Source organism: Pseudomonas sp. 2VD, from assembly GCF_005503585.1.
GTDB lineage: Bacteria > Pseudomonadota > Gammaproteobacteria > Pseudomonadales > Pseudomonadaceae > Pseudomonas > Pseudomonas aeruginosa.
Genome location: NZ_SCND01000093.1, coordinates 1 through 17,087 on the forward strand (window position 1 = coordinate 1; position 17,087 = coordinate 17,087).

The following is a 17,087-nucleotide window of genomic DNA, read 5'->3' on the forward strand; positions in this document are numbered from 1 at the left end:
GGCAGCGTCCCATGCAGGCGCGGGTGCGACGCTTCAGGCCGCCGAAGTCGCCGGCTGGCAGCGGGCCTTCCAGGGCGGCGAGGATTTCCCGGCGGGTGACCATCTCGCAGTGGCAGACGATCTCGTCGTAGCCGGGACGCTGCCAGTCGCGCGGCAGGTGTTCGGCGAGGTTCGGTACCTGCGGCCAGAGCGGCTCGCGAACCGCTTCGTGGAAGCGCCCACCCTGGTAGAGACGATAGACGTGGCGTGCGATGCCCAGCGCCGCGGTGAGACCGGTGGAACGGATGCCGCCGACACTGATCCAGTTGCGTCCGTCGACCTGGCGGATGCGGTATTCCTTCTTTTCGCTGGCCGGCCGCAACCCGGCGTAGGTGGCGGTGACCGGCATGCCGCGCAGGCCGGGGAGCCGCTCGACGGCGGCGTCTATCAGTCGCTGCAGGGTGTCGCTGTCGACCCGTGCCTGTTCGCGGTCGTCCTGTTCCTCGGCGGTGGGGCCGGCAAGCAGGTTGCCGAAGACAGTACGGGTGAATACCACGCCTTTGGTCCGCTCGTTGGGTACCGGCAGCAGGATGTGCCGCAGCAGCGCCGCGGCGGCCTTGTCGAAGACCACGAACTGGCCCTTGCGCGGATGGATGGCGAAGCTCGCCGCGCCGAGCAGGCGCTGTTCCAGTTGGTCACCGAAGAGTCCGGCGCAGTTGATTACCTGGCGCGCGCGCAGATCGCCGCGGCGGGTATGCAACAGCCATTCGCCGCCGTCGAAGGCGCCGTCCAGCACCTCGACGTTGAAACAGGCCTCGGCGCCATGGGCCTGCGCCTGTTGCAGATAGGCGAGCGGCGCGGACCAGGGGTCGATCAGATGCTCACCGGGGACCCGCACCGCACCGAGCACATTGCCGGCCAACTGCGGCTCCAGCGCCAGGACCTCGTCGCGACCGATCTGGCGGACGTCATCGACACCGTTGCCGTGGGCCTGCTCGACGATGGCCGGCAGGCGCGCCAGATCCTCGTCGCTCCATGCCGCCACCAGGGCGCCGGTTTCCAGCAGCGGCAGGTTGAGGCGCGCATGGATGTCGCGGTATTCGCGATAGCCCTCCTGCATGCAGGCCAGTTCGATGCTGCCGGGCGGCGCGTCGAAACCGGTATGGAGGATCGCGCTGTTGCCCTTGCTGGCACCGGAGAGGATGTCGGTGCTTTTTTCCAGCAGGACCACCCGCGCACCTTCCAGGGCGAAGCGGCGGGCCATGGCGCAACCCACCACGCCAGCGCCGATCACTGCAACGTCGAAGATCGCGGTCTTTGTCGCAAGCGGCTCAGTCATCGTTTCTGCCTGTTTCTTTTGGTATCAGTTTGCTTTTTGACCGTAACACTGAATTTTCACACAGAATTTTATGTGAAATTTGTTGTTTTAATGTGGCAACTGAAAAAGAAACAGTCAATCGATTAATCGACGGGCAGCCACCGGCACAGCCCCGGCCTGTCTCCGGGGCTGCCCGCGAGGGGAGTCAGGCCTGCGGGGTGCGCAGGGGGGCTTCGTGGACTTCCACCCGCGCCTGTTGCAGGGCTTCCCAGAGTTCCCCGGTAGGCTTGCGGTCGACCACCAGGCGGTTGATCCGGCTCAGCGGGAAGACCTGGAACAGGGCGCGCCGGCCGAGCTTCGAGGAGTCGGCGATAACCGTCAGTTGGCGGGCCTGGGCGATCATGGCACGGGCGATCTCGGCTTCCTCGATGGAAAAATCCATGGCGCCATCGCCGTTCAGCGCGCCGACGGTGATCACCGCATGCTCGGCGTTGAACCGGGCGATCTGCTCAATGGCCAGGGCGCCGACGTTCTGTTCGGATTCCGGGCGGTACTCGCCGCCGATCATGAATGCACGGTTGCCGGAGGCGCCGACGCTGCCGGCGATCAACAGCGAGTTGGTGATCACCGTCAGATGGCTCTGGCGCGCCAGTTCGCGGGCGAACAGCAGGGTGGTGGTGCCGGTGTCGATGAAGATGCTGTCACCGGGCCCGAACAGGCCGGCGGCGTAGCGGGCGACTGCGCGTTTTTCCTGGGCGTGCTCGTTCATTCGGGTCTGGAAGGCGTTCTCGTGCTCGCCGCTGGGCGGCAGGGCGGCCCCTCCGTGGAATTTGCTGACCAGGCCTTGTTCGGCCAGCGCGGCGAGGTCGCGGCGAATGGTTTCCTGGGAGGTGGAAAGGGTCCGCGCCAGTTCGTCCACCGAGATCCGCTCGCGCTGGCGCAGCAATTCGAGAATGTGGCGGCGGCGTTCCTCGGGGCGCATCGTGTTCTCCCATGGGCCGCATCCTGGTGCGGCGATTGTTACCGTGAATCGCCCGGTAGCGCCTGGCGGCGCTGGGCGGAAGGGGGCGGGGCGAGGCTTTGCGCAGGCCCGGCGGAAAATCCCACAGGTCCGTAAGGCAGGTATGCTCTTGGATTGGCCGCCTACTTGACCGTATGGGTGACCAATTTAGGTAAAACGAACCTTCAAATCAACACGAAAACCAAATTGTGGCACGCGAAATGCGAGTGTTCGCTTCGGCGGAGCGACCGGCGTGGCCGGCCTCCCGACCAGACAACCAGAAGAACGCATCCCGCTACGGGAGCCTGCCGAGGGGAGAACGACGCAGATGGCCGAGTTCGGAAACTATGTGATTTACCTGATCATGCTGGGTGCGGTACTTGGCGCGCTGGCTTCCATCCTGCGCCCGGAAAGCGGTCTGGGCCGCGAGTTCGTCAACGGCATCCACGCCATCGGTCCGGTGTTCCTCGCCCAGGCCGGCATCATGGTAGCCATTCCCTATCTGTCGAAGGCGATTTCCCATGCCCTCGGCCCGTTCTTCCAGACCCTCGGTTCCGACGTATCCATCGCCGCGCTGTCGATCATCGCGGTGGACATGGGCGGCTACCAGTTGGCCGATGCCCTGACCGCCAACCGCGACATGTGGATTACCGCCATGCTGGTGGGCTACACCTCCGGCGCGACCATCGTCTACCTGATCCCGGTCGGCCTGACCATGCTCGAGCGCAAGGACCACAAGTACCTGGCGCTGGGGGCGATGGCCGGGTTGATCAGCATTCCGTTCGCGGTGCTGGCGGCGTTGCTGCTGATTACCCTCAACCACATCCCGGTGCGCGAACTGGTATCGACCGGTTCGCCGGCCCTGCACTACCTGTCGCTGGACTTCCTCGGCATGCTTCGGCTGCTGGCGCCACTGTTCGTCTTCTGCTTCCTGCTGGCCGCCGGCCTGAAGTACCGGGCGACGGCGATGGTCACCGGGTTCCTGGTATTCGGCAAGGTGATGGACGCGTTCATCAAGATGGCCCTGGCGCTTTCCATCGTCCAGCACTTCACCGGAGTCTTCACCAAGGTCTTCGGCGGCTGGGACTTCGACCCGATGTTCGCCGACGAGAAAGAGTTGTTCCGCGCCATCGAGATCGCTGGCTACATCGGCATCATGCTGGCCGGGACCTTCCCCATCTGCTACCTGTTCCAGCGCTACTGCAAGCGCCCGATGGCGGTCCTCGGCCGTTACCTGGGGCTGTCCCAGCCGGGCGCCACCGCCTTTGTCATGGTGCTGGCGAACATCATCGCCACCTACCACCTGTTCAAATACATGAATGCTCGCGACAAGGTGCTTTGCGTGGCCCTGGGCGTCTGCGCCCAGGCCACCATCGGCGATCACCTGGCATTCACCGCCAACTTCCAGCCGACGCTGATCCTGCCGATCCTGCTCGGCAAATTGTTCGGTGGCCTGCTGGCGGTATTCATCGCCATCCGCATCTCGGTGCCTGCCGCCGAGCGCTATGCCCGGCAGGAGCATGACGAGGCGGAAAAAAGCGCCCTGCACGCAGCCTGAAACATCCCCCGACGAGCGCCGCGAGCCATCGCGGCGTCGCTTTTCCGCAACGAGGTAACCATGCGCAAGATATTCCTAGCCTGTCCTTACAGCCATGCCGACGCCGAGGTGGTCGAGCAGCGCTTCCGTGCCTGCAACGAGGTCGCGGCGACCATCGTCCGCGCCGGCCACGTGGTATTCAGCCAGGTCTCCATGTCCCACCCGATCAACCTGTGCCTGGCCGATCTCGACCGCGCGGCGATCGGCAGGTTGTGGGCGCCGGTGGACGCCTTCTACATGGATCACCTGGAAGAGCTGATCGTCCTCGACCTGCCGGGCTGGCGAGACAGCGCCGGCATCCGCCGCGAGATGGAGTTCTTCGAGGCCGGCGGACAGCGGGTGAGCCTCTGGTCCGAGGTGGAGCACGAGTTTCGCTGAGGCGGCAGTGGCTGAACTGCAAGCCGAATGAAAAAGCCGGAAGCGCGAGCGCTTCCGGCTTTTTCGTCGAGCGGCGAGGGATCAGTTGGGGCTGTAGATCTGGTCGAATACGCCGCCGTCGATGAAGTGGGTCTTCTGCACGCTGCGCCAGTCGCCGAAGGTCTTCTCCACCGAGAAGAAGTCGACTTTCGGGAAGCGGTCGGCGAACTTGGCGAGGATCTCCGGGTTGCGCGGGCGCAGGTAGTTGTTGGCGGCGATGGTCTGGCCCTCGTCCGACCACAGGTACTTCAGGTAGGCCTCGGCCTGGGCGCGGCTGCCTTTCTTCTCGACCACCTTGTCGACCACCGCCACGGGGGGCTCGGCCTCGGCGGACACGCTCGGGTAGACCACCTCGAAGCCGCCTCGGCCGAATTCGCGGGCGATCATCTCGGCTTCGTTCTCGAAGGTCACCAGTACGTCGCCGATCTGGTTCTGCATGAAGGTAGTGGTGGCGGCGCGGCCGCCGGTGTCGAGCACCGGTACCTGCTTGAACAGCTTGCCGACGAATTCCTTGGCCTTGTTCTCGTCACCGCCGTTCTTCAGCACGTAGCCCCAGGCGGAGAGATAGGTATAGCGGCCGTTGCCGGAGGTCTTGGGGTTCGGCACCACTACCTGGACGCCGTCCTTGAGCAGGTCCGGCCAGTCCTTCAGGGCCTTGGGGTTGCCCTTGCGAACGATGAACACGGTGGCCGAGGTGAACGGCGCGCTGTTGTTCGGCAGGCGGGTCGCCCAGTCCTTCGGCACCAGGCCGCCGTTGTCGGCGAGGGCGTCGATGTCGGTGGCCTGGTTCATGGTGATGACGTCGGCGGGCAGACCGTCGATCACCGAGCGCGCCTGCTTGCTGGAACCGCCATGGGACATCTGGATGGTGATGTTCTCGCCTTTCTCCGCTTTCCAGTATTTCTGGAAGGCCGGGTTGTATTCCTTGTAGAAGTCGCGCATCACGTCGTAGGAGACGTTGAGCAGGGGCTGGGCGGCGTGAGCGGCGCCGCCGAGCGCCAGGCCGGCGGCCAGCAGGGAGGCGCTGAACAGTCGTTTCACAGGGCAGTTCCTTTGGGCATGTTGTAGTGGCTCGACTATAACGTCGGGTTATATGCAGGGTAAATATCAAAAACTGCTTTGCTTATTACCCGCTCGAGCCTATGCCGCGGCCGGCGCTTTGGCCAGCGCTAGTCGAGGCCGCTGACCGCCAGGTCCTTGGGATACTCCACGCTGAACTTCAGGGTGGCGCTGCGTTTCTCGCCGGGTTGCAGGGTCCAGTCCCACTTCAGCTTGCCGTCGTCCTCGCGCTTGATTTCCTGCGCCTTGGGTTCCAGCAAGGTGACCTGGATCTGCTCGTTGCGCGAGACCGGCAACTGGTCCTCGAACTGCACGCGTTCGGCGTTCTTGTGGTTGTTGCGCACGTCGATGCGGAATTCGTAGTTGACCCGCGTGCGGTTGCCGATCAGGCCGCTGCTGTCGGTGTAGCGCTTGACCAGCTTGCGTTCGATGCCGATGCCCTCGTCGGCGCCCAGTGCCAGTTCGAAGCTTTCCCCGGGCATCACCCCGCGCAGATGGCCGCTGGCGACGAAGCTGTTGCCGAGAAAGGTATTCAGGGTGCCGGGGAGCAGCGGGTAGTCGCTGTCGTTGCGGGTTTCCGCCTCCAGGTAGGCGGTTTCGCGCAGGGCCGGGGCCGCCAGGTAGCGCAGCTTGGCCGGCATTTCCAGGCGGGCGATGGTGACCTTCTGCGCGCTGCCGTCGCTGTTCAGGGTCGCCGGCACGGGGATGTGGAAAGAGGCGCTGGCGGCTCCGCTGCTGACCTCCGCGGTGGCGAGCCGCGCCTCGGCCAGCTTCGGCGCCGAGGCCGGCATGGCCATCTTCGCCGAGGTCCTGGCGATGGGCGCGGCTTGCGGCATGGGCGCCGGAGCGTCCTGCATGGCCATCTCGGCACCGTAGTAGGCGTTGGGCGCGTCGATGTCGACGATCCAGGGATTCAGCCGCGGTACGTTGCCGCCCAGGGCCGGACGGGCGGTGGAGAGGGTCAGGTCGATGTCGGTCCAGTCTTCGCCGCTGCTCTGCCGGACCAGGCCCTGGTAGGTCAGTTCGATGGTCTTCGCGCCGTCGCGCAGGCGTGCGTCGTAGGTCGGCTGCCAGGAGGCGTCGCGCAGGGTGTAGTCGAGCTTCACCTCGACCTGTGCCGGTTGCTCCAGGGCGACCCGCAGGACCGCGCGCTTGAAGCGCTTGCCGTCGCCGTTGAGGGTGCCGCGCTGCTCCTGCAACTGCTGCTTGCGCTGTTCCAGTTCGGCGGCGCGGTCGTCCAGCTGGCGCTGCTCGGCGAGCAGGCGTTCGAGGTTGCCTTCGGTCAGTTGCAGCAGGCTCTTCAGCTCGTCGATGCCGGGCATGGGGCGATCCTTGCCGGGCTGGGTGCTGCCGCTCTGGATGTCGGCGAGGAACTTCTTCTGCGCTTCGAGCACGCTGCCGCGGTCATGGATTTCCCGCAGTTGCCGGTCTATCTCGCGCAGTTGCTGGTCGAGCTGCTGCACACGGTTGTCGTCCGGGCGCTCGACCCGTTGCGCGGCGCTGCTGACGTCGAGCAGGGTGGCGGCGGCGCTGGCGCCGAGGGACGCGCGCAGGCTGGCGTCGTCGAGCTGGAAGGGCAGTTGCTCCAGGGCGATCTCATGCTGGCCCTTGGGCAATTGCAGGCGGGCGGTGCGGGTGACCACGGCACGGTCGGCGTAGACGGTGACCGCGCTGATGCGGCTGTCGACCGCTTGTGGCGCGGCCAGCAACGGAGCGCTGGCGAACAGGCCGGCGAACAGGAGCGGAGAGGCGGCGAGTCGATTCACGATATCTCTTCCTTGGGCGGATGGAGGGGCGAGGAACCCGTGCGTGCGGTCCCTTCCTGCTGCCTGAGACGCAAGCGCGGTGAAAGACGGGTTAAGCGGCGCGAAGAAATTTTCCCGTGCGGCTCAGGCCGGCTGTTCCAGGCGCTCCAGGGCACCGCGCAGGTTGGCGCGGGCGGCGGCCTCCCAGCGCTGCCGCAGCGGTTCGCAGTGGTACAGCGCCGGTTGCTCCAGCAACTGGCGCAGCAACTTGCCGCGCCCGGCGCGGAACAGCGGTTCCGGCACCCAGGCGTATTCGGCGCGGACGTCCGCCTCGTAGCGTGCGTAGACCGGCGCCGGCGCGGCGAGGATGGCGAGGTCGAGATCCACCACCAGGGCTGCGTCGGCGTCTCCCGGCGGCGCCTGGTGACAGGTGGCCATGATCAGTTCGCGCAGGGCCGGACGCAGCGCCGCCAGCCCGGCCTGGTCGAGCCAGCGCTCGGTGCTGGCGGCGCTGGCGGCCTCGTTGTCCTGGCGCTGGGTGTCGTAGACCAGGTCGTGGGTCCACAACGCCAGCTCCACCAGGTCCGGCCGCCGCGCCAGTTGGCGCCAGCGGTCGAAGTGCTCCAGGCAGGCGAGGATGTGGCGATCGCTGTGGTAGTGCCGGTCGGCCCCGCCATAGGCCGCCAGCAGCGCGTCGAAGGCATCCGCCGGCGGGTTGCCGCCGAGTCGCTGCCAGAGGGCGTCCCAGCGCTGCCGGTCAAGACTTCCCATGGCTGCCTTCCTCGCGAGGGAACAACGGGTTGCCGCAGCGGCAGCAGAATGCCGCCTGCACTTCGTGGGTCGCCTTGCGGCACACCGGGCAATCCCGCTGCAACAGGTTGGCCGGGTCCTGGCGCATCGCGGTGGCGAGTTCGGCGGTGAAGATCCCGGTGGGCACCGCGATGATCGAGTAGCCGGTGAGCATCACCAGGCTGGCGATGGCCTGGCCGAGCGGGGTCTTCGGGGTGATGTCGCCGAAGCCGACCGTGGTCAGGGTGACGATCGCCCAGTAGATGCCGCGGGGGATGCTGGTGAAACCGTGCTCCGGGCCTTCGACCACGTACATCAGCGCGCCGAACACGGTGACCAGGGTCATCACGGTGAGGAAGAACACGATGATCTTCTGCTTGCTGCCGCGCAGGGCGGTGAGCAGGAAATTGGCCTGGCTCAGGTACTGGCGCAGCTTGAGCACGCGGAAGATCCGCAGCATGCGTATCACCCGGACGATCAGCAGGTACTGGGCGTCGGGGTAGAGCAGGGCGAGGAAGCCGGGGAGGATCGCCAGCAGGTCGACCAGGCCGTAGAAGCTGAAGGCATAGCGCAGCGGCTTGGGCGAGCAGTACAGGCGCAGCAGGTATTCCACCAGGAAGATGCCGGTGAAGCCCCATTCGATGTAGGCCAGCAGGTCGCCGTAGTCCTGGTGGATCTCGTCGATGCTGTCGATCATCACTACCAGCAGGCTGGCCAGGATCACCAGCAGCAGCGCGCTGTCGAAGCGCCGGCCGTCGCGGGTGTCGGTCTGGAAGATGACGATGTAGAGGCGTTCGCGCCAGCTGTCGGGTGCGCTCATCGTGGCTCCTGATGATGGATGCGGCACCTTACCAGACTAGCCCGCCGGCGCCAGCGTTCCCCGCTCAGGAGCGCCGCCGGCCGAGGCGCGCGCCGAGGCTGCCGGCCAGGCGCAGGTAAAGGCGCTCGCCGCCGATGCAGAGCAGGCAGGCGAGGATGAACGGTGCGGTCAGCGCCGGCAGGCCGAGCAGGCCGAACAGCGGTTGCAGCGCCACCGCCAGGCCCATGCCGAGCAGTGGCGGCCAGACGCTGCGGTAGCGCAAGGCCAGGGCCAGCCCGGCAAGAGCGGCGTTCAGGCCGTAGAGCCCGGCGAGCGCGCTCGCCCAGTCGTAGCCCAGCAGCCAGGCCAGCGGCAGGCTGGCCGCGGCGCCGGCGAGGGCCCAGGCGGCCGAGGGACGCGAGACCAGCAGCAGGCCGAGCCAGACCAGCAGCCCTGCCAGCGGTTCACCGAGGAAGATGATCTCGCCGATCCCCAGCGTTAGCGCCGCCAGCTCCGCCGTGCCGCTCCAGGCGCAGCTGAAGCAGCCGCCATGGGCCGCCGGGGCCAGGCCTAGCCAGGCGCCGAGGGGCACCAGCCACCAGCCGTTGAGGACGAAGCCAAGGGTATAGGGCGGTAGCCAGCGGCGTCGGCGCAGCCCATGCAGGAACAGGCGCTGCAACGCCACGCTGGCCAGGCAGCCGAGCGCTACCAGCGACACCAGTCCCGGCGACCAGGCGAAGCGGAATGCCAGCAGCATGCCGATCAGCACGGCGTTGTAACCGTACAGCCCGGCCTCGATGTCGCTGTCGGCGCAACGCAACAGGTGAGCCAGCAACGGGCCGAGGGCGCCGCCAAGGAGGGCGCCGGCGAGCAGCGGCGGTGCGCCGACGGCGATCGCCAGCAGACAGGCCAGGCCCAGGCGTGGGTCGCCCTGGAGGAACACCTGGCTGATGCCGCGCAGGAGGATTCGGGATGCATTGAGGAGAGGTTGCAGGGGCATGGCGGTCAGTGCGGCAAGGGCCGCTCGGCAGGCACGGAGATGCCAGGCCTGCGCGAGGGGCGGGGGCGGTCATTGTAGGGTCTGGCGCGGAGGCGACGCACCCCGGACGAGAAGGCCAGGCGAGGGTCATGCATGCAGGGCGTTCCAAGAAGAAAAAAAGACCTCCGGCAGGAGTTGAACCGGAGGCCTTGAATGTCCATGGCCTGCATGGGAGTGCGCGAGGGAGGCCATGGTCCGACAAGAAGGTCTTTCCCGGATGGATGGAGACGCGGCCCCGTATTTCCGGCCCCATCCATCCGAGAGAGACAAGGGTGGCCCGACCCGCATGCCCGGGGGGACGGCGCGAGCCGGACCGAACTCGTTGCTTCAGAGATCTCCCAGCGGCGGCGCCACGGTCTCGATGCGCAGCATGTTGGTCGAGCCGGGGCGACCGAACGGCACGCCGGCGGTGACCACCACGGTGTCGCCGCGGCGCGCCATGCGCTGGGCCAGGGCGATGTCGAGGGCGGTCGAGCAGATCTCGTCGACGTGCGCCAGTTGCTCGTTGACCACCGAATACACGCCCCAGGCCACGGTCAGTCGCCGCGCGGTACGCAGGTTCGGGGTCAGGCTGAGGATCGGCGCCTTGGGCCGCTCGCGGGCGGCGCGCAGGGTCGAGTTGCCCGACTCGGTGTAGTTCACCAGCACCGCCACCGGGAGGATCCGGCTGACCCGGCGGATCGCGCAGCTGATCGCATCGGAGACGGTAGCGTCGGGCTGCGGACGGTTGACCTCGAGCTGGACGTGGTAGTCCGGCTCGGCCTCCACCTGGCGGACGATCTTCGCCATTATCTCTACCGCCTCGCGAGGGTATTGTCCGGAAGCGGTTTCCGCCGAGAGCATCACCGCGTCGGCGCCGGCGCCCACCGCGGTGGCTACGTCGGTCACCTCGGCGCGGGTGGGGGCGGGGGAGAAGCGCATCGACTCGAGCATCTGGGTGGCCACCACCACCGGCTTGCCGAGCTGGCGGCAGACCTGGACGATGCGTTTCTGGATGCCCGGCACGCTCTCCGCCGGCACCTCTACGCCGAGGTCGCCGCGCGCCACCATGATCGCGTCGGCGCGCTCGGCGATCGCCTCGATGGCGCTCACCGCGCTGGGCTTCTCGATCTTGGCCATGAGGAAGGCCTTGTCGCCGATCAGCCCACGGGCCTCGTCGATGTCCTCCGGGCGTTGCACGAAGGACAGCGCCACCCAGTCGACCCCCAGTTCCAGGCCGAAGGCCAGGTCGCGGCGGTCCTTGTCGGTCAGCGGGCTGAGTTGCAGCACCGCTTCCGGCACGTTGACGCCCTTGCGATCGGACAGCTCGCCACCCACCGCCACGCGGGTCTCGATGGCGTCGCTGTGGCAGTTGACCACTTCCAGGCGGATCTTGCCGTCGTCCAGTAGCAGGCTCATGCCCGGTTCCAGGGCATGGATGATCTCCGGATGCGGCAGGTTGACCCGCCGCTCGTCGCCGGGGGCGTCGCTGAGGTCGAGGGTGAAGGTCTGCCCACGCTGCAATTGCACGGCACCGGCGGCGAAGCGGCCGACTCGCAGCTTCGGACCCTGCAGGTCCATGAGCACGCCGATCGGGTAGTTCAGTTCCGCTTCCACCTCGCGCACCCAGGCGAAGCGCTGCGCGTGATCGGCGTAGTCGCCGTGGCTGAAGTTCAGGCGGAACAGGTTGGCGCCGGCCTCCACCAGGGCACGGATATCGTCGCGGCTGCGGGTGGCCGGGCCGAGGGTGGCGAGGATCTTGGCTTTCTTGTCGGCTGTCATGTCAGGACTCGAGGATGAGAATGGCGCGGAAGTCGTTCACGTTGGTGCGGGTCGGTCCGGTCACCAGCAGGTCGCCGAGGGTCTGGAAATAGCCGTAGCCGTTGTTGTCGTCGAGCTCGTCGCGGATCTTCAGCCCGGCCTTTTCGCCGCGCGCATGGGAGCAGGGCGTCATCAGCGCGCCGGCGTTGTCTTCCGAGCCGTCGATGCCGTCGGTGTCGCCGGCCAGGGCCCAGATGTTCGGTTCGCCCTTTAGCTCGGCGGTGAGGCTGAGGAGGAACTCGGCGTTGCGTCCGCCGCGACCGTTGCCACGCACGGTGACGGTGGTCTCGCCGCCGGAGAGGATCACGCAGGGCGCCGCCAGCGGCTGGCCGTGCTTGCGGATCTGCCGGGCGATGCCGGCGTGGACCTTGGCGACTTCCCGCGCCTCGCCCTCCAGGTCGCCGAGGATCAGCGTCGAGAAGCCGGCCGCGCGGCACTTCACCGCTGCTGCGTCGAGGGCGTTCTGTGGCGTGGCGATCAACTGGAAGTGGCTGCGCGCCAGGCGCGGGTCGTCGGGCTTGACGGTTTCCGAACGCGGGTCGGCGAGCCAGTCGAGGACGTTCTGCGGTACGTCGATGGCGTAGCGCCTGAGGATCGCCAGGGCGTCGGCGGAGGTGGTCGGGTCGCCGACGCTGGGGCCGGAGGCGATCACCGTGGCCTCGTCGCCGGGAACGTCGGAAATCGCGTAGGTATAGACGCTGGCCGGCCAGCAGGCCTTGGCCAGGCGACCGCCCTTGATCGCCGAGAGGTGCTTGCGCACGCAGTTCATCTCGCCGATGGCGGCGCCGGACTTGAGCAGCGCCTTGTTCACCGCCTGCTTGTCCGCCAGGCCAATGCCTTCGGCAGGCAGCGAAAGCAGTGCGGAGCCGCCGCCGGAGAGAAGGAAGATCACCCGGTCGCTCTCGTTCAGGCCGCTGATCAGTTCCAGCACGCGACGGGCGACGCGCTCGCCGGCGTCGTCGGGCACCGGATGGGAGGCTTCCACCACCTCGATGCGACTGCATTGCGCGCCGTAGCGGTAAGGCGCCACTACCAGGCCCTGGATCTCGCCCTGCCAGTGCTTCTCCACCACTTCGGCCATGGCTCCGGCGGCCTTGCCGGCACCGATGACGATGGCGCGCCCGCTGCAATCTTCCGGCAGGTGGTCGGCCAGCACCTGGTAGGGATGGCCGGCTGCCACCGCGGTATTGAACAGCTCGGTGAGAAAGGCGCGTGGATCGGTACTCATGACAGGCTCCGAATTTCTTGTTGTCGTGCCGCCGGTCGGACCGGCGGTCGCAGCGTCGTCGACGCTTCCATTCCGCAGCACCCGCGCCGGCGGGAACTGGGGAATGGAAGCGAGGCGCCCGGACGCAGAGGCCGTGAATCTCCCGGCCGGGCGTTCGCTTCCTTTACCCCGCCTTGTGGGCGGGGAAGGAAGAGGGCGGCGGCGAACACCGGAGTTCGCCGACCGTTCCTCTCCCCGAGCCCTTCGAAAAGGGGTTCGTCGCTCCGCGCGGGGTGACGGCCCGCGCGGACTGCGGATCACTCGTCGCGGATCGAGAAGTTGGCCATGTGCTCCAGGCCCTTGATCAGCGCCGAGTGGTCCCAGTTACTGCCGCCGATGGCCGCGCAGGTGCTGAACACCTGCTGGGCGTTGGCGGTGTTGGGCAGGTTCAGGTTCAGCTCGCGGGCGCCGGCCAGGGCCAGGTTGAGGTCCTTCTGGTGCAGGCTGATGCGGAAGCCCGGGTCGAAGGTGCCCTTGACCATGCGTTCGCCGTGCACCTCGAGGATCCGCGAGGAGGCGAAGCCACCCATCAGCGCCTCGCGCACCTTGGCCGGATCGGCGCCGTTGCGGGCGGCGAACAGCAGGGCCTCGGCGACCGCCTGGATGTTCAGCGCGACGATGATCTGGTTGGCCACCTTGGCGGTCTGGCCGTCGCCGTTGCCGCCGACGCGGGTGATGTTCTTGCCCATCGCCTGGAACAGCGGCAAGGCGCGTTCGAAGGTGTTCGGGCAGCCGCCGACCATGATGCTCAGGGTCGCCGCCTTGGCGCCGACCTCGCCGCCGGAGACCGGGGCGTCCAGGTACTGCGCGCCGGTAGCCTTGATCTTCTCGGCGAAGCCCTTGGTGGCGGTGGGGGAGATCGAACTCATGTCGATCACCACCTTGTTCGGGCCGACGCCCTCGGCGATACCGTCCTTGCGGAACAGCACATCCTCGACCTGCGGGGTGTCCGGCACCATGACGATGATGAACTCGGCTTCCTGGGCCACTTCCTTCGGGTTGGCCAGGGCAATGGCGCCGGCCTCCAGCAGGTCGGCCGGAGCGGCGTCGTGGTGGGTGGAAAGGAACAGGCTGTGGCCGGCCTTCTGCAGGTTCTGCGCCATGGGCTTGCCCATGATTCCGGTGCCGATGAATCCGATCTTGGCCATGAGAGTGTCTCCTGGTTCTGTCTGTCGAGTGGCTCCGCGCAGGGAGGCGGGAGCGTCTTGTTCGTGGGTGCGGATCAGACGACGTTGTGCGTCTTCATCCAGCCGAGGCCGGCTTCGGTGGTGGTGGCCGGCTTGTACTCGCAGCCGATCCAGCCCTGGTAGCCGATGCGGTCCAGGTGCTCGAAGAGGAAGCGGTAGTTGATCTCGCCGGTGCCCGGTTCGTGGCGGCCGGGGTTGTCGGCGAGTTGCACGTGGTTGATCGCCGCCAACTGGTTTTCCAGGGTGCGGGCCAGGTCGCCTTCCATGATCTGCATGTGATAGATGTCGTATTGCAGGAACAGGTTGGCGCTGCCGACCTTGTCGCGGATCTCCAGGGCCTGGCGGGTGTTCTGCAGGTAGAAGCCGGGGATGTCGAGGGTGTTGATCATCTCCATGACCAGGCGGATGCCTGCGGCTTCCAGCTTGTCGGCGGCGTAGCGCAGGTTGTCGACGAAGGTCTTCTCGACGCTGGCGCAGTCGTGCCCCTGCGGCCGGATCCCGGCGAGGCAGTTCACCTGGCGGTTGCCCAGCACCCTGGCGTAGGCGATGGCCTTGTCGACCCCCTCGCGGAACTCCTGGACCCGATCCGGGTGGCAGGCGATGCCGCGCTCGCCCTTGGCCCAGTCGCCGGCCGGCAGGTTGAACAGCACCTGCTCCAGGCCGTTGGCTTCCAGGCGGGCCTTGATCGCCTCGGCCTCGACGTCATAGGGGAAGAGGTACTCGACGCCGGCGAAGCCGGCCTTGGCGGCGGCGTCGAAGCGTTCGAGGAAATCCACCTCGGTGAACAGCATGGACAGGTTGGCGCAGAAACGGGGCATGTCTTGCTCCTATCGTTCGTTCAAACGTTCGGGAGGCCTTTCGCCGGGGGCGGGGTGCCGCACGCACCGTCCGCGCCTCCGGGAAAGGCCGGCGATCAGTCGAGCAGCGAGATGGCGGTCGGCGCGTCGGCGCCTTTCTCGGCCAGTTCCTCGAACTCGTTGATGGCGTTGATCTCGGTACCCATGGAGATGTTGGTGACGCGCTCCAGGATCACCTCGACCACCACCGGCACCTGGTGCTGCTGCATCAGTTCGCGGGCCTTGGCCAGGGCGGCGCCGATCTCGTTCGGGTCGAACACCCGGATCGCCTTGCAGCCCAGGCCCTCGACCACCGCGACGTGGTCGACGCCGTAGCCTTCCAGCTCGGGGGCGTTGATGTTGTCGAAGGCCAGCTGCACGCAATAGTCCATGTCGAAGCCGCGCTGCGCCTGGCGGATCAGGCCCAGGTAGGAGTTGTTCACCAGTACGTGGATATAGGGCAGCTTGAACTGCGCGCCGACCGCCAGTTCCTCGATCATGAACTGGAAGTCGTAGTCGCCGGAGAGCGCCACCACCTGGCGGCTCGGGTCGGCCTTGACCACCCCCAGCGCGGCGGGAATGGTCCAGCCCAGCGGGCCGGCCTGGCCGCAGTTGATCCAGTGGCGCGGTTGGTAGACGTGGAGGAACTGTGCGCCGGCGATCTGCGACAGGCCGATGGTGCTGACGTAGCAGGCATCCTTGCCGAAGAACTCGTTCATCTCTTCGTAGACGCGCTGCGGTTTCACCGGCACGTTGTCGAAGTGGGTCTTGCGCTGCAGCGTGCGTTTGCGCTGCTGGCAGCTTTCCAGCCAGGCGGCGCGCGACTTCAGCTTGCCGGCGGCCTTCCACTCGCGGGCCACTTCGAGGAATGCGTCGAGGGCGGCGCCGGCGTCGGAGACGATGCCCAGGTCGGGCATGAACACCCGGCCGATCTGGGTCGGTTCGATGTCGACATGGATGAAGCGGCGACCTTCGGTATAGACCTCGACGCTGCCGGTGTGGCGGTTGGCCCAGCGGTTGCCGATGCCGAGCACCAGGTCGGATTCCAGCAGGGTGGCGTTGCCGTAGCGGTGCGAGGTCTGCAGGCCGACCATGCCGGCCATCTGCGGGTGGTCGTCGGGGATTACGCCCCAGCCCATCAGGGTCGGGATCACCGGGATGCCGGTCAGCTCGGCGAATTCGCGGAAGCGCTCGGCGGCGTCGGCGTTGAAGATGCCGCCGCCGGCCACCAGCAGCGGGCGCTCGGCTTCGTCGAGCATGGCCAGGACCTTCTCGGCCTGGACCCGGGTGGCCTTCGGCTTGCTCACCGGGAGGGGCTCGTAGGCGTCGATGTCGAACTCGATCTCGGCCATCTGTACGTCGAACGGCAGGTCGATCAGTACCGGGCCGGGCCGGTCGCTGCGCATCAGCTGGAAGGCCTTCTGGAATACGTAGGGGACCTGGGCCGGTTCCAGCACGGTGGTCGCCCACTTGGCCACCGGCGCGGCGATGCTGGAGATGTCGACCGCCTGGAAGTCTTCCTTGTGCAGGCGCGCGCGCGGTGCCTGGCCGGTAATGCAGAGAATCGGGATGGAGTCGGCGGAGGCGGAGTAGAGGCCGGTGATCATGTCGGTGCCGGCAGGGCCGGAGGTGCCGATGCAGACGCCGATGTTGCCGGCCTTGGTACGGGTGTAGCCCTCGGCCATGTGCGAGGCGCCTTCGACGTGACGGGCCAGGACATGGTCGATGCCGCCGATCTTCTTCAGCGCGGCGTACATGGGGTTGATCGCGGCACCGGGGACGCCGAACGCGGTATCCACGCCTTCGCGGCGCATCACCAGTACGGCGGCTTCGATTGCTCTCATTCTGGCCATCGTTTTGTTCCTCGTTCTTATACTAATTGTGTACAAAAGTTGGAACGATTCTAGGCAGAGGGGGAGCGCAAGGTCAAGATGGGTTGTATACGCTGGAAAAAGCCGCTGAAATCAATTTTTCCTTAATAAAAACAATGAATTAACATTTTTGTTAGCAGGCTTATAAAACCAGCGTTTGAAAAAATGTATACAAAATTATGTTCACATTGTTCTGGAATGTTGCTTTCGTAGGGCCGGTCGGCTACTAGATTGGGTACAAATTTTCGAACGCGCCCGCATCGCGGGTGGTTTCCCGATTTCTAGCCTTAACAACTCGAGAGGAACGACCATGACCACCATCAGTCTGGAAACCGCGCTGGGCATTACCCGCCAGGCGCTGGCGGTGGGACGCGAGCTGTCCAC

General features: G+C 66.6%; 14 protein-coding genes and 1 pseudogene. 3 read left to right on the forward strand and 12 right to left on the reverse strand.

Annotated features, from left to right (window positions below; translation table 11 throughout):
• Together FFS27_RS12910 and FFS27_RS12915 are read right to left on the reverse strand one after the other, a co-directional pair.
• Positions 1–1,318 (reverse strand): NAD(P)/FAD-dependent oxidoreductase (locus FFS27_RS12910; RefSeq protein WP_137952046.1); only part of this gene is annotated, 1,318 nt, incomplete at its 3' end.
• A 184-nt stretch (positions 1,319–1,502) separates the two neighbouring features.
• On the reverse strand, positions 1,503–2,279 hold the full coding sequence (locus FFS27_RS12915; protein WP_003083169.1) for a DeoR/GlpR family DNA-binding transcription regulator: 777 nt from the start codon (positions 2,277–2,279) through the stop codon (positions 1,503–1,505).
• Positions 2,280–2,625: 346 nt separating this feature from the next.
• Here FFS27_RS12915 and eutH point away from each other — a divergent pair, with 346 nt between their 5' ends.
• Together eutH and FFS27_RS12925 are read left to right on the forward strand one after the other, a co-directional pair.
• On the forward strand, positions 2,626–3,855 hold the full coding sequence (gene eutH / locus FFS27_RS12920) for an ethanolamine utilization protein EutH (protein ID WP_009314772.1): 1,230 nt from the start codon (positions 2,626–2,628) through the stop codon (positions 3,853–3,855).
• Between the two features lie 60 nt (positions 3,856–3,915).
• Positions 3,916–4,272, forward strand: coding sequence for a DUF1937 family protein (locus FFS27_RS12925; protein ID WP_003087170.1), 357 nt, complete (start codon positions 3,916–3,918; stop codon positions 4,270–4,272).
• Between the two features lie 81 nt (positions 4,273–4,353).
• Here FFS27_RS12925 and FFS27_RS12930 read toward each other — a convergent pair whose 3' ends face one another.
• The 10 genes from FFS27_RS12930 to gcl all read right to left on the reverse strand — a co-directional run bounded on the left by FFS27_RS12930 (position 4,354) and on the right by gcl (position 16,685).
• Positions 4,354–5,352: a sulfate ABC transporter substrate-binding protein gene (locus tag FFS27_RS12930; protein WP_003087175.1), complete on the reverse strand. Its 999-nt coding sequence runs from the start codon at positions 5,350–5,352 to the stop codon at positions 4,354–4,356.
• Between the two features lie 128 nt (positions 5,353–5,480).
• Positions 5,481–7,136 (reverse strand): mucoidy inhibitor MuiA, encoded by a 1,656-nt coding sequence (muiA, locus tag FFS27_RS12935; protein ID WP_009314771.1) that lies wholly within the window; start codon positions 7,134–7,136, stop codon positions 5,481–5,483.
• A 123-nt stretch (positions 7,137–7,259) separates the two neighbouring features.
• Positions 7,260–7,886, reverse strand: a complete 627-nt coding sequence (locus FFS27_RS12940) for an HD domain-containing protein (protein WP_003083175.1) — start codon at positions 7,884–7,886, stop codon at positions 7,260–7,262.
• A complete protein-coding gene (locus FFS27_RS12945) occupies positions 7,873–8,724 on the reverse strand; it encodes an ion transporter (RefSeq protein ID WP_003083179.1) in 852 nt (283 codons plus the stop codon). The genes FFS27_RS12940 and FFS27_RS12945 overlap by 14 nt, the downstream gene beginning before the upstream one ends.
• A gap of 64 nt (positions 8,725–8,788) precedes the next feature.
• The gene (locus tag FFS27_RS12950; RefSeq protein ID WP_009314770.1) at positions 8,789–9,703 is read right to left on the reverse strand and encodes an urea transporter; all 915 of its coding nucleotides are present in this window, start codon (positions 9,701–9,703) and stop codon (positions 8,789–8,791) included.
• Between the two features lie 366 nt (positions 9,704–10,069).
• The gene (gene pyk, locus FFS27_RS12955; protein ID WP_023101381.1) at positions 10,070–11,503 is read right to left on the reverse strand and encodes a pyruvate kinase; all 1,434 of its coding nucleotides are present in this window, start codon (positions 11,501–11,503) and stop codon (positions 10,070–10,072) included.
• 1 nt (position 11,504) lies between these two features.
• Entirely contained in the window at positions 11,505–12,770 is a 1,266-nt protein-coding gene (locus tag FFS27_RS12960; RefSeq protein WP_021264544.1) for a glycerate kinase type-2 family protein, read from the reverse strand.
• 296 nt (positions 12,771–13,066) lie between these two features.
• On the reverse strand, positions 13,067–13,957 hold the full coding sequence (locus tag FFS27_RS12965) for a 2-hydroxy-3-oxopropionate reductase (RefSeq protein ID WP_003087180.1): 891 nt from the start codon (positions 13,955–13,957) through the stop codon (positions 13,067–13,069).
• Between the two features lie 74 nt (positions 13,958–14,031).
• Positions 14,032–14,814, reverse strand: a complete 783-nt coding sequence (gene hyi, locus FFS27_RS12970; RefSeq protein WP_003087181.1) for a hydroxypyruvate isomerase — start codon at positions 14,812–14,814, stop codon at positions 14,032–14,034.
• Positions 14,815–14,909: 95 nt separating this feature from the next.
• Positions 14,910–16,685 carry a glyoxylate carboligase gene (gene gcl, locus FFS27_RS12975; RefSeq protein WP_003087182.1) on the reverse strand — a complete coding sequence of 592 codons (1,776 nt, stop codon included), beginning with the start codon at positions 16,683–16,685 and terminating at the stop codon, positions 14,910–14,912.
• A 328-nt stretch (positions 16,686–17,013) separates the two neighbouring features.
• Between gcl and FFS27_RS12980 the strand changes: the two are divergent.
• Positions 17,014–17,087 (forward strand): annotated as a pseudogene (locus FFS27_RS12980) (heme-binding protein); the annotation flags it as partial.

Bases quoted from the DNA above. Each gene is read 5' to 3' on its own strand.
- FFS27_RS12945 (WP_003083179.1), bottom strand. From the start codon at position 8,724: ATGAGCGCACCCGACAGCTGGCGCGAACGCCTCTACATCGTCATCTTC.
- FFS27_RS12940 (WP_003083175.1), bottom strand. From the start codon at position 7,886: ATGGGAAGTCTTGACCGGCAGCGCTGGGACGCCCTCTGGCAGCGACTC.
- eutH (WP_009314772.1), top strand. From the start codon at position 2,626: ATGGCCGAGTTCGGAAACTATGTGATTTACCTGATCATGCTGGGTGCG.
- gcl (WP_003087182.1), bottom strand. From the start codon at position 16,685: ATGGCCAGAATGAGAGCAATCGAAGCCGCCGTACTGGTGATGCGCCGC.
- FFS27_RS12960 (WP_021264544.1), bottom strand. From the start codon at position 12,770: ATGAGTACCGATCCACGCGCCTTTCTCACCGAGCTGTTCAATACCGCG.
- FFS27_RS12950 (WP_009314770.1), bottom strand. From the start codon at position 9,703: ATGCCCCTGCAACCTCTCCTCAATGCATCCCGAATCCTCCTGCGCGGC.
- FFS27_RS12925 (WP_003087170.1), top strand. From the start codon at position 3,916: ATGCGCAAGATATTCCTAGCCTGTCCTTACAGCCATGCCGACGCCGAG.
- FFS27_RS12965 (WP_003087180.1), bottom strand. From the start codon at position 13,957: ATGGCCAAGATCGGATTCATCGGCACCGGAATCATGGGCAAGCCCATG.
- FFS27_RS12915 (WP_003083169.1), bottom strand. From the start codon at position 2,279: ATGCGCCCCGAGGAACGCCGCCGCCACATTCTCGAATTGCTGCGCCAG.
- hyi (WP_003087181.1), bottom strand. From the start codon at position 14,814: ATGCCCCGTTTCTGCGCCAACCTGTCCATGCTGTTCACCGAGGTGGAT.
- pyk (WP_023101381.1), bottom strand. From the start codon at position 11,503: ATGACAGCCGACAAGAAAGCCAAGATCCTCGCCACCCTCGGCCCGGCC.